We start from the raw sequence: 14,334 nt of genomic DNA on the forward strand, positions 1-14,334 counted from the left end.
GGAAAACGGGCCACCCGTGGGCAGCCCGTTTATTTATTCAGCTTCGTCCAGCCAGACCAGCAGGATAGCCTCAAGGATCTTTTCATTTGATGCCTGCGGGTCATCATCAAAATCCTCAAGATCGCAAATCCATTGATGCAGGTCGGTGAAACGAACGGTCTTAGGATCGAGATCGGGGAACGTGTCGTACAGCGCCTCGCCGATTTCGCGGCTATCAGTCCACTTCAGTCCCATACTACCCTCTGTTAATGCTCGCGTGCATGGTTGATTGTGTAACGTGGGATTTCGACCACCAAATCTTCATCGGTGACGCGCGCCTGACAGCCCAAACGACTCTCCGGCTCCAGACCCCAGGCTTTATCCAGCATATCGTCTTCGTCTTCCGTGCTTTCCGGCAGGGAATCGAAACCTTCACGCACGATGCAGTGGCAGGTCGTGCAGGCACAGGATTTTTCACAGGCGTGTTCAATCTCGATACCGTTACGCAGGGCAACGTCAAGAATGGTTTCGCCGGTCTCAGCTTCCAGAACTGCGCCATCGGGACAGAGATCCTGATGAGGCAGAATAACAATCTTTGGCATATTAAACCTCGTCCACGGAATGGCCTTGCAGCGCGCGACGAACAGATTTGTCCATGCGGCGAGCGGCGAATTCCTGGGTTTGTTTGTCTACGTTTTTAATGGCTTGTTCTATCGCGTCAACATCATCGCTCTGCGCAACCTCGCTCAAGTGCGCGGCGGCATCATCAATGACCTGACGTTCTGCGGCGCTTAGCAGCGCGGCATCAGCAGCGAGCGCGCCGGTCAGGCTTTCCAGCACGCGCGCCGCTTCCACTTTTTGCTCTGCCAGCATACGGGCTTTTACATCCTGCTCGGCAAAGCTCATTGAATCCTGAATCATGGTGGCGATTTCGCTGTCCGTCAGACCGTAAGACGGTTTGACCTGGATAGACGCCTCAACGCCGGTGGATTTTTCCATCGCGGTGACGCTCAGCAGGCCATCGGCATCCACCTGGAAGGTGACGCGGATATGCGCCCCGCCCGCCGGCATCGCCGGGAGCCCGCGCAGCGCGAAGCGCGCCAGCGAACGGCAATCCTGCACCAGCTCGCGCTCGCCCTGCATGACATGGATCGACATCGCGGTCTGACCATCTTTAAAGGTGGTGAAGTCCTGCGCGCGCGCCACCGGAATGGTGGTGTTACGCGGGATCACTTTCTCCACCAGGCCACCCATAGTTTCCAGCCCCAGCGACAGCGGAATCACGTCCAGCAGCAGCATTTCGCTGTCCGGCTTGTTGCCGACGAGGATATCCGCCTGAATCGCCGCGCCAATGGCGACGACCTTATCCGGGTCGATTGCCGTCAGCGGCGGACGACCAAAAAATTCGCCCACGCGTTCGCGCACCAGCGGCACACGAGTGGAGCCGCCGACCATCACCACTTCCAGCACCTCCTGCGCCTCAACGCCCGCATCTTTCAATGCGCGGCGACAGGCCATCAGAGTACGTTTAACTAAAGCGGCGATAAGGTCATTAAACTGTTCACGGGTGATGTCGCCCTGCCAGCCCGCCACATTGACGCTAACGGAATCGGCATCACTCAGCGCGATTTTTGCCGCGATGGCGGCATCCAGCAGTTCACGCTGGACGCGGTTATCGCTGCGATCGGCAATGCCCGCCTGCTCACGGATGTAATCGGCCAGCAGATGGTCGAAGTCGTCGCCGCCGAGCGCGGAATCACCGCCGGTCGCCAGCACTTCAAACACGCCGCGACTCAGGCGCAAAATAGAGATATCGAAGGTGCCGCCGCCGAGGTCGTAAACCGCGATAACGCCTTCTTTGCCGGAGTCCAGACCGTAGGCGATCGCCGCCGCCGTAGGTTCATTGAGCAGACGCAAGACGTGCAGCCCCGCCAGACGCGCCGCGTCTTTCGTTCCCTGGCGCTGTGCATCGTCAAAGTAAGCGGGCACGGTAATGACCACGCCATCCAGCTCGCCCGACAACGCTTCCGTCGCCCGCGCCGCCAGCGCTTTCAGGATATCGGCAGAAATACGTACCGGGTTGAGCAGACCTGCCGCCGTTTCAATCATCGGCAGACCATTTTCACTGGCCTGGAACTGATACGGCAGATGGGGATAGCGCGTCTGAATATCCGCCAGCGAGCGGCCCATCATGCGTTTTACCGAGCTGATGGTGTTAGCCGTGTCCTGCGCCGCGTTCGCGCGCGCCGCGTAACCGACCGTGTGGCCCTGCTGCTGATAGTGAACGACTGACGGCAACAGATGGCGACCGTCGTGATCGGCCAGCGTTTCTGCCTGGCCGCTGCGAACGGTCGCAACCAATGAGTTGGTAGTACCTAAATCGATGCCTGCCGCCAGACGACGCTGGTGCGGCGCAGCGCTCAGACCAGGCTCACTAATTTGTAATAAGGCCATATTCGCTTCCGGGAATTAAAAATCGAGCAGCTTTTCTTCGAGTTGTTCGGCGCTGCTTCGCAGTTTATCGAGAAAACGCAGTTTACGCACGGTGTCCGCCGCCACGTCCCACGTCTCGTTGTCCAACTGTTCCACCATCAGCTGATGGCGGGCATCAAACATTGTTTTCACGCGCTTGATGAAACTTTCCAGTCGCGCTTCGTCCTTTGCCTGTTCTATTTCATCAAGCTCTTCACGCAGTTCCAGCTGTTCCATCAAAAACGCGGTATCGCGCACCGTATGCTGCTCGCTGGCCAGATCAAAGCCGTGTAGTGACAGTAAATATTCGGCGCGCGTCAAAGGGTGACGCAGCGTTTGCCAGGCCTGATTAATGGTCGCGGAGTGTTGTACGGCGGCGAGTTGCTCAGCCTGCGTACCGCTGGCGAATTTATCAGGATGATACTGACGTTGAAGATCCTGAAAACGGAGGCTCAGCGCCTGGGTATCGAGTTGATAGTGGGCTGGCAAGCCAAAGAGGGTGAAGTAGTCCATAACATTCTCAGGGCATCGACTCTCTGATGTTTCAGGGAGTCAGGTAAAACAAACCCCACGCGCAGGTGACCACGGTGGGGTTATCGGTAAGCACGTTACACGTTGAAGCTTTCGCCGCAACCACACTCGTCTTTTACGTTCGGGTTGGTGAATTTAAACCCTTCGTTCAGACCTTCTTTTACGAAGTCTAACTGCGTACCGTCCAGAAATTGCAGGCTCTTACCGTCGATCACGACTTTTACGCCTTTGTCTTCAAACACGGTGTCTTCTGCCGCCGGTTCATCAACAAATTCCAGTACATAAGCCATACCTGAACAGCCGGAGGTTCTCACCCCCAGGCGCAGGCCAAACCCTTTACCACGGTTTGCCAGAAAGGTATTTACTCGCGCTGCAGCACTGTCGCTAAGTGTAATCGACATAACAACCTCAACTCTTCTTATTTTGCTTCACGTTTGCTTTTGTAATCCGCAATAGCGGCTTTAATTGCGTCTTCTGCCAGAATGGAGCAGTGAATTTTCACCGGAGGCAGTTCAAGCTCGTCTGCGATATCGGTATTTTTAATCGCCTGCGCTTCGTCCAGAGACTTCCCTTTCACCCATTCGGTGACCAGGGAGCTGGACGCGATAGCGGAACCGCAGCCGTAAGTCTTGAAACGCGCGTCTTCAATGATACCTTCATTGTTGACTTTAATCTGCAACTTCATCACGTCGCCGCAAGCCGGTGCACCCACCATACCGCTGCCTACGTTTTCGTCGCTGTTGTCAAAGGAACCCACGTTGCGTGGATTCTCGTAATGATCGATTACTTTTTCGCTGTAAGCCATTATAAATTCTCCTGATTCCGATACCGATTAATGATGAGCCCATTCGATGCTGTTCAAATCCACGCCCTGTTTGAACATTTCCCACAGCGGGGAAAGGTCACGCAGACGACCGATGGATTTGCGCACCAGCTCAATGGTGTAGTCGATCTCTTCTTCAGTAGTGAAACGACCTAAAGAGAAACGGATAGAGCTATGCGCCAGCTCGTCATTCATGCCCAGTGCGCGCAGCACATAGGACGGTTCCAGACTTGCAGACGTACAGGCGGAACCTGAAGACACCGCCAGATCTTTCAGCGCCATAATCAGGGATTCGCCTTCAACGTAGTTAAAGCTGACGTTGAGAATGTTCGGCGCGCCCTGTTCCAGGTCACCGTTCAGGTAAACTTCTTCGATATCGTTGATGCCGTTCCACAGACGGTTACGCAGCGTGCGCAGACGCGCCATCTCGGTTTCCATCTCTTCCTTCGCGATACGGTAAGCTTCGCCCATACCGACGATCTGGTGTACAGGCAGCGTACCGGAACGCATACCGCGCTCATGACCGCCGCCGTGCATCTGCGCTTCGATACGAATACGCGGTTTACGACGCACATACAGCGCGCCAATCCCTTTCGGGCCATAGATTTTGTGGCCGGAGAAGGACATCAGGTCCACTTTCAGCTGGCTCAGGTCGATAGGCAGTTTGCCCACGCTCTGGGTGGCGTCAACGTGGTAGATAATGCCACGCGCACGGCACATTTCGCCGATGGTCGCGATATCCTGCACCACGCCGATTTCGTTGTTGACATGCATGATGGACACAAGAATGGTGTCATCGCGCATCGCCGCTTCGAGTTCTTTCAGATCGATAATGCCGTTGCTCTGCGGCGCCAGGTAAGTAACCTCAAACCCTTCGCGCTCAAGCTGACGGCAGGTATCCAGCACGGCTTTATGCTCGGTTTTGCTGGTGATGATGTGCTTGCCTTTTTTCTGATAAAAGTTGGCCGCACCTTTAATCGCCAGGTTGTCGGATTCAGTCGCACCGGAGGTAAAGACGATTTCACGGGGATCGGCGCCAACCAGTTCTGCGATCTGGTTGCGGGCGATATCTACCGCTTCTTCAGCTTGCCAGCCGAAACGGTGTGAACGAGAGGCCGGGTTACCAAAGGTTCCGTCCAGGGTCAAAAACTGCATCATTTTCTCGGCAACACGCGGGTCCACCGGCGTGGTTGCGGAGTAATCGAGATAGATCGGTAATTTCATTGCTCTATAAACTCCGTACATCGCTTCAATGCAAGGAATCAGGCAACCGGCTGGATGTACGACCGAGTACACGGGGCGAGTAAACGCCCCGGCCTGATTCTGAAATCTATTATAATTTTTTACCCTAACTGTTTTGCGGTGCAGCAAGGCGACAAGCTTGTGAAACCCAGGCGCTTACATAAGTAAGTGACTGAGGTGAACAAGCGCGGCCAACGCAGCAGCGCCCCGAAACAGGGCGGGTAAATTACGCGCGCAGTTTGACGTCGATTGCGTCTTGCGTGCGGGTGCTACGTGGCGCGTCATGGGTGTGCTGACGATCAGACACATCCAGAACTTCCTGGTTATTCACCAGTTCGCCTAAGGTAATATTGTTGAGGAAACCGGTCAGACGGTCACTCAAATCACGCCACAGCGCATGCGTCAGGCATTTATCGCCGCCCTGACAGCCGCCTTTGCCCTGACAACGGGTCGCATCTACCGACTCGTCAACAGCGCTAATCACTTCGCCAACCGCGATGCTACCTGCGTCTTTACCCAACAGATAACCACCGCCTGGGCCACGTACGCTGGAAACCAGACCATTTTTACGCAAACGTGAAAACAGCTGTTCCAGATAAGAAAGGGAAATTCCCTGACGTTCAGAAATATCAGCCAACGGTACCGGGCCCGCTTCGGAGTTGAGCGCAACGTCCAACATTGCGGTCACGGCATAACGCCCTTTAGATGTCAGTCTCATGTCTTACTTAACCTCAAACTCGCCCCTGCCCGGGGTTTTTTATTGTAAAATGGGGGTATTGCATAGCAGGGTCAAGTCTGACATTCCCGACTAAATCAGTCAACTATTTACTTGACTAATTTAGTCAGGTATTTAACCTTCAGTGCCGTTTCTGTTTGCCGGATGGCGCTTCGCTTATCCGGCCTACAATATTCGGCCTGCAAATCGTGCAGCCATCCGGCATCAACACGCTTACTTGCCTTTATTCTGCTGCTCAATAGAAGCAAGAATACCGCGCAGGATGTTCAGTTCCTGGCTTTCCGGGCGCGCACGCGTAAACAGACGACGCAGTTTGTTCATGACCTGCCCCGGATGGCCTTCACGGATGAAGCCGGTTGAAAGCAGCGTCTGCTCCAGATGGCCGTAAAAGCGTTCCAGGTCGTCCACCAGCGGATATGGCGTCTCTTCATGTTCCGCCGCCTCGTCGTTTTCCTGCGTTGCCAGCCAGGCCATACGCACTTCGTAGGCGATCACCTGTACCGCCATCGCCAGGTTGAGCGAGCTGTATTCCGGGTTTGCGGCAATCGCCACATGGTAATGGCATTTTTGCAGTTCGTCGTTGGTCAGACCAACGCGCTCGCGGCCAAAGACCAGCGCAACCGGCGTATTCGCGGCTTCCGCCACGCTTTTCAGACCGCATTCGCGCGGGTCCAGCATCGGCCACGGCAGCGTGCGGGAACGCGCGCTGGTGCCGACCACCAGGCTACACCCTGCCAGCGCGTCATCAAGCGTATCGACGATCTGCGCATTGCCGATCACATCACTGGCGCCAGCCGCCAGCGCGATAGCCTGGGAATCCGGCTTGACCAACGGATTGACCAGCCACAGGTTTGTTAAACCCATTGTTTTCATGGCGCGGGCAACAGAACCCATATTGCCGGTGTGAGAGGTTTCCACCAGCACAATTCGAATATTTTGCAGCATTGTCTTTCTTCGGCTAAAGATTATTCGGGCATATTATCATAAAACGGAGACATATTCCGAACTCGCTGCTATACTCTGCGCCGTTTTCCCGTTCTTTAACATCCAGTGAGAGAGACCGATGCATCCGATGCTGACCATCGCCGTGCGCGCAGCGCGCAAGGCGGGTAATGTAATTGCCAAACACTACGAAACGCCTGACTCAGTAGAAACCAGCCAGAAAGGCAGCAATGATTTTGTGACCAACGTCGATAAAGCCGCCGAAGCGATTATTATCGAAACGATCCGCAAATCTTACCCACAGCACACCATCATTACCGAAGAAAGCGGTGAACATGAAGGTACCGATCAGGATGTTCAATGGGTTATCGATCCACTGGATGGCACCACCAACTTTATCAAACGTCTGCCGCACTTCGCGGTATCTATCGCAGTACGCATCAAAGGCCGTACTGAAGTCGCGGTAGTTTACGATCCTATGCGTAACGAACTGTTCACCGCCACTCGCGGTCAGGGCGCACAGCTGAACGGTTACCGTCTGCGCGGCAGCACCGCGCGCGACCTGGATGGCACCATCCTGGCGACCGGTTTCCCGTTCAAAGCCAAACAGTATGCGACCACCTACATCAATATCGTTAGCAAACTGTTCACCGAATGCGCTGACTTCCGTCGCACCGGTTCTGCTGCGCTGGATCTGGCGTATGTGGCTGCGGGTCGCGTTGACGGTTTCTTTGAGATCGGTCTGCGTCCGTGGGATTTCGCCGGCGGCGAACTGCTGGTGCGTGAAGCGGGCGGTATCGTCAGCGACTTTACCGGCGGCCATAACTACATGACGACCGGTAACATCGTGGCCGGTAACCCGCGCGTGGTTAAAGCGATGCTGGCAAGCATGCGCGACGAATTGAGTGATGCGCTGAAGCGTTAATCGTTTGATGCCGGATGACGGCTAGCGCCTTATCCGGCCTACCAGGGGAGTTTCCCGTAGGCCTGATAAGCGAAGCGCCATCAGGCATTCATCCTACAACTGTGCTAAAACGGTCTTAATCCCCTGCCCACCGGCACCGCACTGACCCACATCACAACAGCAGCCACAACCAAAATCACGCCACCGGCTAACGCCAGCGTTGTCCAGCCAATCTGTCGCCACAATACCGGCGTTTTATTGCCGCTTAATTTTACCGCCAGTGCGCGGAAACTGTGAACCAGCAACGCCAGAGAGGTAATGGTCAGCGAAGTTCCCGCCGCCATCGCCAGCGCCGACGCCATTCCCCAACTAAAGACGCCAATAACTTTACTGAACAGCAGCACCATAATCGCGCCGGAACAGGGGCGCATCCCCATCGACAGAATAATCATCAGCCGCGCGCGCCAGTCATCGCCATTCCTGAGTTGCTCTGGGTTCGGCAGATGCTGATGCCCACAGCCGCAATGTTCGTGGTGAACATGATGCGGCGTAAATGAGATAAATTTCGGCTTGCGCAGCAGCGCGCGAAGCGTCTTTAGCGCCCGCCAGCAAAGCAATATTCCCAGCACGCCGACTAACGCATAACTGCCCTTCTCCAGCCAGAAGCTGCTCAGATGTAACTGCCTCGCCGGAAGCTGCAATACCGTCAGCACCACAACCACCAGCGCAATGGCCACCAGCCCCTGCAACAACGATGAGGCCAGCGTCAGGCCAATGCTTGATTTCAGCTTTGATGGATGCGTCGCCAGCCATGTGGTAATCACCACTTTTCCATGACCCGGCCCCAGCGCATGGAGTACGCCATACAGAAAGCTAAACAACAGCAGCGAACCGCCCGCCTGCGCCGGATTCGCCGCCACCGCTTTTAATAAGGCGCTCATCTGCTGATTCACTTCCCGCTGCCAGACAATGCTTTTCACCATCACCTGCGGCCAGGCCTGCCATAACCACAGCCCACCCGCGATGGCCAGCAACAGAAATACCGCCAGCGGCCACAGCGGCAGCCAGCGTCGGGAGCGCGGGCGTTGTTGGGAGATTACTGACATTGCACCGTTACCTTCTGCGCGAACTGTTTACCCAAATCCATATCCTCCGGCGGCGCGTCTTCTTTATCCAGCGACTGCGCAAAACTGAGCGTCTCTTCACTCGGCGTCGGCGTATGCACGCTCATGCTGCATTGTGTGCTTAACGCCTGCGGCAACGAGGCGTCCCGATCGTTGGCGTAGCTCATATCCACATAGTATGTGGGATCGAAGGTCGAAAAAGTGTAAGTCTGGCCGCCCAGCGGCTGCGGTTCAGCCAGCGGCAGGACAAACGTCAACACCGCCTGGTGCGCTTCCCGTTCCATTCCGTATTCCGTCGGGCGATTTTTAAACTTAACCTTTTGTCCGTTGTGCCACACTTCGGTGAAGTAGTGCTGGCCGAGCACGTTCGCCATCACTTCCGCCGCCAGCTTTTTCCAGATCTCCGAACCGGGCTTCGCGTCTCCCGCGTCGTAAAGCAGGTCTGCGGAGGTGATTTCATCCATCGTCCAGCGCATTTTTAGCGCCACAAACCGATCGTTTTCACTCACCAGCTGCGTCTGCAATCGAATAAAACTATGAGGGTGCGCCTGCGCTGTAAAAGATAAAACAGCGAGAAAGAGTGTTAAAGCGCTGCGTTTAACTAATTGCATCTGTTCCTCACGTTAAAAATTCTGTGATGCTCGCCAGCATTCCTGGCGTAAAGCCCTCTTATAACCATTTCCACGCACAAACTTTAGCTATCCTTATCAAACAAACTAACGGGAGACCAGACAGATGATGCCAACGCTTACTCCGCCGTCTGTACTTTCTGCTCCCCAGCGCCGCTGCCAGGTTTTACTGACGCTTTTCCAGCCGGGGCAAATCGCCACCACGGAAACATTCAGCGCGCTCAATGGCGTCGATGATGAAATTGCCCGTGAGGATATCACCGAAACAGGCCTGGAGATCCAGCGCTATCATCGACTCGCCATCACAACGGGTCAGAACGGACGCTACCGAATCGAGGGGGCTGCGCTCAACCAACGTTTGTGCCTTTTACACTGGCTCAGACGCGGCTTACGCATATGCCCGACCTTCATTACGCAACAGTTTACGCCGGCATTAAAAACCGAGCTTAAACGGAGAGGGATCGCGCGTACGTTGTATGACGATACCAATCTGCATGCGCTGATCAACCTTTGCTCGCGGCGGCTGCAAAAACCGTTTGAATGCCGGGATGTGCAGTTTCTGCGGCTGTTTTTACAATATTGCCTGCTACAGCATCATGCGGGCATCGCACCGGCGTTTAATCCGCTACAGAAACAGTGGGCGCAGTCCTGCGCCGAATACCCGCTCGCGCTGGAGATTGGCCGTCACTGGCAGCGCCGCGTCATGCAAAACGCGCCGCCCGACGAAACGCTGTTTATGGCTTTACTGTTTTCCATGATTCGCATCCCCGACCCTATCCACGACAACCATCAGCAGGATCGCCGCCTGCGCCTGGCTGTCGCCCGGCTGGTGTTGCGCTTTCGGGAAATGGGGCAGGTACGCTTCAGTGACGAGCAGGGACTTAACGACCAACTCTATGTGCACCTTGCCCAGGCGCTGAGCCGAAGTTTATTCGCCATTGGTATTGATAACACGCTGCCGGAAGAGTTCAGTCGCCTCTACCCTCGGCTGGTGCGCACCACGCGTGACGCCCTCGCCGGGTTTGAAAGCGAATACGGTGTGCGTTTCTCTGATGAAGAGACAGGGCTGGTCGCGGTGATTTTTGGCGCATGGCTGATGCAGGAGAACGACCTGCACGAAAAGCAGATCGTGTTACTGACAGGCAATAACGGCGAACTGGAGGCACATATTGAGCAGCAATTACGAGAACTGACGCTCCTGCCGCTCAATATTAAGCATGTGCCGACGCAGACCTTCCAGAAAGACGGTTCGCCGCGCGGCGTGGCGCTGATTGTCACCCCGTATGCCACACCGCTGCCGCTCTTTTCGCCGCCGTTGATTCATGCGGACCTGTCGCTTACCGCACACCAACAGCAGCAGATCCGCAAAATACTGGAATCATGATGACGCGGCGACGTTAGGCCGTAAGAAAATAGCAGGCAACGCCACCAATGCCATCACCCAGAATACGCCGTTCCCTAAATGCTGATACAGGAATCCGGCGAATACGGTCATGATGGCGATGCTGCCGCCCATCGCCACGGCAGAATAGACCGCCTGTAGACGAATCACTTCGCTTCCCTGGCGAGCGGCGATGTAACGCATCGCGGCCAGATGGCAAACGGTAAAGGTGCCGCAATGCAGAATCTGGATCGCTATCAACCACGGCAGCGCGGTGCTCCAGCCCATTAATCCCCAGCGAATGACGCCGCATACGGCGGAGAGCAATAGCAGATCGCGAGCGCTAAAACGGCGGAACAGTTTGTTGCTCAGCGCAAAAATAACCACTTCCGCCACCACGCCCAGCGACCACAAATACCCCACTGCCGAGGCGGAATAGCCCGCCCCCTGCCAGTAAATCGCGCTGAAGCCGTAATAAGCGGCATGCGCGCCTTGCAGCAGGCACACGCAGGCGAGAAAGCGCCAGCTCTGGACGACGAGCGTACGCCAGGCAGGCCAGCCCGCGCTCTCCTGATGACGACTTTCCCCCTGCGGTAATACGCTCGGTCGCAGCAGCATACCTAACAGCATCGAGGCCACCCCAAGCGTCAATAGCCCCAGAATCGCCTGATAATCAAAGAGGCTCACCAGTTTCCCGGTCAACGCCGAGCCGATCACAAACGCAATAGACCCCCACAAACGCACCCGGCCATAGTCCATCGTTAACTGTTTTTGCCAGGTATTGGCCAGCGCATCGGTGAGCGGCACCAACGGCGAGAAGAAGAGGTTAAAACCGATCATCACCACCATCAGCCACGCAACGTGCGTCCCTGCCCAGAATGCGAGGGCAAACACCAGCGTCAGCAACGCCAGAAGGCGTAACGCAGAAATCAAGCGGGAAGGATCGCTCACCCGTGGCGCAATCAACAGGCTACCGAGGAAACGCGCCACCAGCCCCGCCCCCAGCAGGAGACCGATGGTTTCCGGCGTCAGTCCCAGGCCTTTAAGCCAGACGCTCCAGAATGGCAGAAAAATACCGTAGCTAAAGAAGTAGGTAAAATAACCGAGCGCCAGCCAGCGCGTGGAGTGCAAAACCATGATTCCCTCCCGTATGGAGGCGATAGTCTGGCGATAAATGCAGGCTGGCGCAAGAGAGCATTAACAGGCGAATAACATCTTTTTTGGCCTAAACAACAGCGATTTGCATCGCGAAATGGCACTGGTCTCCCTGAGCTAAAGCCTGGAGTCCCGGTTGCCCCGGCATGTTGTGGGCATTTACCGGGTGCGACTGCGGTTCCAGACACAAGAATGACTCCCCTTGCATTCTGAATAGCATAAGCCAGGGCGTTTGCGATAAAAGCGTGACCTTCATCACATCACGCTGCACGATCGCCCGCCCGCTCCAGCCGGAATACCCTACGTTAAGCCACGCATCCTCGCCATATTGCGCACCGGAAAAATCCGCCTGCCGGGGAATATCGCTCTGCCATTCCTGCGGCAGATGCAGCTTACCTTCCGGCCAGTAACCGCTGGCGGCAAACTGCACGGTACTGTGACGATCAAAAGCAAAGTACGGGTGGAATCCGCAACCATAAAGCATCGGTCGTTCCCCCCGGTGCGTTATCGTCAGCGAGGCATGAAGCACAGCGGCGTCCAGCTGATAGTGAAGATCCGCGACATAATCATAACCGCACGCCATTTGACGACCTGAACGCAGATGACAGGCATCCTCATGAACGGCAATCGTATCCCAGCGCCTGAGCCAGCCGTCACCGTGCAGAAAGAAAACGGCATCCTCCTCATGCCGGGGAAGATTCACCTCCTCTCCCCTGAACAAAAAACGGTTTTCGGCAACGCGATTAGCGACCGGCAGCATAGGGAACAGGCCGCATTCGCCGGGTTTTACGCCGCATCCTTCACGTAAAACGGCCTGCTGATGCGCTAATGAAAACAAACTCAACAATCTGCCGCCCTGTGGATCAACACGCATCCGCAGATGCGTGTTTTGTAATGTCAGCGTATCGTCCATTACCGTGCGCTTCGCTGTTGAGTTGACGGGCTGGATTTCACATGCCGCGCCGCCAGTTGCTCTTCCAGCGCTTCCAGCGTCACGCCTTTCGTTTCAGGCACATTGCGCAGCACGTAGAAATACCCCATCGCGCAGATAACGCCGTAAAGCAGGAAACTGCCCGCCGCTCCCAGCCCCGCATTAAGCAGCGGGAACGTGTAGGTCAGCAGGAAGCAGGCAATCCAGAGCGCCAGCGTCCCCAGCGACATCGCCAGACCACGGACGCGGTTCGGGAAGATTTCCGACAACAGAACCCAGGTGACAGGCGCCAGCGTCAGGGCGTAAATCGCAATAGCCGCCAGCACCAGCACCAGAACCGGCCAGCCCATAATCCCCATCCCGTAAGCGGCGGCAATCAGTACATAAATCACCGTGAGTCCTGAAGCGCCAAACAGCATCAGTTTTCGGCGACCAATTTTATCGACCAGCGGCAGCGCTGCGAGGGTGAAGACGAGGTTAATGATCCCTGTGGCGACAATGGATTTTAACGTTCCGTTGATATCAAACCCTGCGGAAGCGAAGATCTCCTGCGCATAGTTGAAGATCACATTGATCCCGCACCATTGCTGGAAGACGGCCAGCACCATGCCGATGATGACAATCGGTTTAATCTGCGGCTGCAACAGCGTTGACCAGGCCACTTTGTGGTTGTCTTTCAGCAGAGTATGTTCTATTTCCCGCAACGTCTGCCCGGCATACTCCGCTGAGCCAATCCGTTGCAGCATGGCGCGGGCGCGTTCAGGTTTGCCCGCTTTGACCAGCCAGCGCGGTGATTCCGGCACAAAGAACATCAGAACCAGAAACGCCAGCGCAGGCACCAGTTCCGCGCCGAACATCCAGCGCCAGCCCATCTGCCCATTCCAGCTTTCAACAATCGCCTGCCGGGTCGCGTCGGTCGCCACCGGTTCAGCAATCATCAGGTTAATGAGCTGAGCCGCCAGCACGCCGATCACGATCGTGAGTTGGTTGACCGCCACAAAACGTCCACGCTTCTCCGCCGGGCTGACTTCCGCGATGTACAGCGGGCTAAGGGCGGACGCCAGGCCGATTCCTACGCCGCCAACGATACGGTAAATCACAAACATATCGAAATTGCTGGCGACAGCGGTTCCCCAGGACGATGCGCTGAACAGGATCGCGGCCAGAATCAGCGGCATTTTTCGCCCAAATTTATCAGCGCACCAGCCGGACATCAGTGCGCCAAAGATACAGCCGACCAGCGCTGAACTCATCGCCCAGCCGGACTGCGCGGGATCGGTAATTGAAAAATAGGCTTCGTAGAACGGTTTGGCGCCACCAATCACCACCCAGTCATAGCCAAACAGCAAGCCGCCGCAGGCGGCAACCAGACAGATAGTCCAGACATAACCGATTCTTAAATGTGTCTGCGTGTTATTCATTATGATTCCTCTTTCAGGGAAACGCAGGGAACAGCAGGTTTCAGGTGGAGTCGCCTCCACCTGT

At 55.8% G+C, this 14,334-nt stretch carries 16 protein-coding genes; 2 read left to right on the forward strand and 14 right to left on the reverse strand.

Translation table 11 applies throughout. The annotated features are described in order from the left end of the window. Window positions 1-33: 33 nt before the first annotated feature. The 9 genes from iscX to trmJ all read right to left on the reverse strand — a co-directional run bounded on the left by iscX (window position 34) and on the right by trmJ (window position 6,728). A complete protein-coding gene (gene iscX / locus OGW17_RS21025) occupies window positions 34-234 on the reverse strand; it encodes a Fe-S cluster assembly protein IscX (protein WP_049010617.1) in 201 nt (66 codons plus the stop codon). A gap of 11 nt (window positions 235-245) precedes the next feature. Further along, the gene (gene fdx / locus OGW17_RS21030; RefSeq protein ID WP_012131251.1) at window positions 246-581 is read right to left on the reverse strand and encodes an ISC system 2Fe-2S type ferredoxin; all 336 of its coding nucleotides are present in this window, start codon (window positions 579-581) and stop codon (window positions 246-248) included. Between the two features lies 1 nt (window position 582). Continuing rightward, window positions 583-2,433, reverse strand: coding sequence for a Fe-S protein assembly chaperone HscA (gene hscA / locus OGW17_RS21035; RefSeq protein WP_071258070.1), 1,851 nt, complete (start codon window positions 2,431-2,433; stop codon window positions 583-585). Between the two features lie 15 nt (window positions 2,434-2,448). Beyond that, window positions 2,449-2,964, reverse strand: a complete 516-nt coding sequence (gene hscB / locus OGW17_RS21040) for a co-chaperone HscB (RefSeq protein ID WP_012131249.1) — start codon at window positions 2,962-2,964, stop codon at window positions 2,449-2,451. A gap of 95 nt (window positions 2,965-3,059) precedes the next feature. Next, window positions 3,060-3,383 (reverse strand): iron-sulfur cluster assembly protein IscA, encoded by a 324-nt coding sequence (gene iscA, locus OGW17_RS21045; protein WP_004104506.1) that lies wholly within the window; start codon window positions 3,381-3,383, stop codon window positions 3,060-3,062. Between the two features lie 17 nt (window positions 3,384-3,400). Then, window positions 3,401-3,787: a Fe-S cluster assembly scaffold IscU gene (gene iscU / locus OGW17_RS21050; protein WP_002913991.1), complete on the reverse strand. Its 387-nt coding sequence runs from the start codon at window positions 3,785-3,787 to the stop codon at window positions 3,401-3,403. 27 nt (window positions 3,788-3,814) lie between these two features. Continuing rightward, window positions 3,815-5,029, reverse strand: coding sequence for a cysteine desulfurase (iscS, locus tag OGW17_RS21055; protein ID WP_024130117.1), 1,215 nt, complete (start codon window positions 5,027-5,029; stop codon window positions 3,815-3,817). 244 nt (window positions 5,030-5,273) lie between these two features. Further along, window positions 5,274-5,765 carry a Fe-S cluster assembly transcriptional regulator IscR gene (gene iscR, locus OGW17_RS21060; protein ID WP_012131246.1) on the reverse strand — a complete coding sequence of 164 codons (492 nt, stop codon included), beginning with the start codon at window positions 5,763-5,765 and terminating at the stop codon, window positions 5,274-5,276. 231 nt (window positions 5,766-5,996) lie between these two features. Further along, entirely contained in the window at window positions 5,997-6,728 is a 732-nt protein-coding gene (gene trmJ, locus OGW17_RS21065) for a tRNA (cytosine(32)/uridine(32)-2'-O)-methyltransferase TrmJ (protein ID WP_071258072.1), read from the reverse strand. A gap of 118 nt (window positions 6,729-6,846) precedes the next feature. Here trmJ and suhB point away from each other — a divergent pair, with 118 nt between their 5' ends. Then, window positions 6,847-7,650 carry an inositol-1-monophosphatase gene (gene suhB / locus OGW17_RS21070; protein WP_024130116.1) on the forward strand — a complete coding sequence of 268 codons (804 nt, stop codon included), beginning with the start codon at window positions 6,847-6,849 and terminating at the stop codon, window positions 7,648-7,650. A 104-nt stretch (window positions 7,651-7,754) separates the two neighbouring features. On the opposite strand, the gene OGW17_RS21075 is transcribed toward suhB, so the two are convergent. Then, window positions 7,755-8,735 carry a nickel/cobalt transporter gene (locus OGW17_RS21075; RefSeq protein ID WP_071258073.1) on the reverse strand — a complete coding sequence of 327 codons (981 nt, stop codon included), beginning with the start codon at window positions 8,733-8,735 and terminating at the stop codon, window positions 7,755-7,757. Further along, entirely contained in the window at window positions 8,726-9,364 is a 639-nt protein-coding gene (locus OGW17_RS21080) for a DUF1007 family protein (RefSeq protein WP_071258074.1), read from the reverse strand. The genes OGW17_RS21075 and OGW17_RS21080 overlap by 10 nt, the downstream gene beginning before the upstream one ends. A gap of 124 nt (window positions 9,365-9,488) precedes the next feature. On the opposite strand from OGW17_RS21080, the gene csiE reads away from it, so the two are divergent. Beyond that, window positions 9,489-10,766 carry a stationary phase inducible protein CsiE gene (gene csiE, locus OGW17_RS21085; protein WP_071258076.1) on the forward strand — a complete coding sequence of 426 codons (1,278 nt, stop codon included), beginning with the start codon at window positions 9,489-9,491 and terminating at the stop codon, window positions 10,764-10,766. On the opposite strand, the gene OGW17_RS21090 is transcribed toward csiE, so the two are convergent. From OGW17_RS21090 to OGW17_RS21100, 3 genes are all read right to left on the reverse strand, one after another. After that, on the reverse strand, window positions 10,761-11,900 hold the full coding sequence (locus tag OGW17_RS21090) for a 3-phenylpropionate MFS transporter (RefSeq protein WP_047461985.1): 1,140 nt from the start codon (window positions 11,898-11,900) through the stop codon (window positions 10,761-10,763). The two genes, csiE and OGW17_RS21090, sit on opposite strands and share 6 nt — an antisense overlap. Before the next feature lie 88 nt (window positions 11,901-11,988). Beyond that, window positions 11,989-12,831 carry an aldose 1-epimerase gene (locus OGW17_RS21095; protein ID WP_071258078.1) on the reverse strand — a complete coding sequence of 281 codons (843 nt, stop codon included), beginning with the start codon at window positions 12,829-12,831 and terminating at the stop codon, window positions 11,989-11,991. Beyond that, complete coding sequence (locus OGW17_RS21100) at window positions 12,831-14,270, reverse strand: sugar porter family MFS transporter (RefSeq protein ID WP_049009092.1); 1,440 nt, start codon at window positions 14,268-14,270, stop codon at window positions 12,831-12,833. The genes OGW17_RS21095 and OGW17_RS21100 overlap by 1 nt, the downstream gene beginning before the upstream one ends. Window positions 14,271-14,334: the final 64 nt, after the last annotated feature.

It is taken from the genome of Citrobacter sp. CK181, from assembly GCF_030333595.1.
GTDB lineage: Bacteria > Pseudomonadota > Gammaproteobacteria > Enterobacterales > Enterobacteriaceae > Citrobacter_B > Citrobacter_B koseri.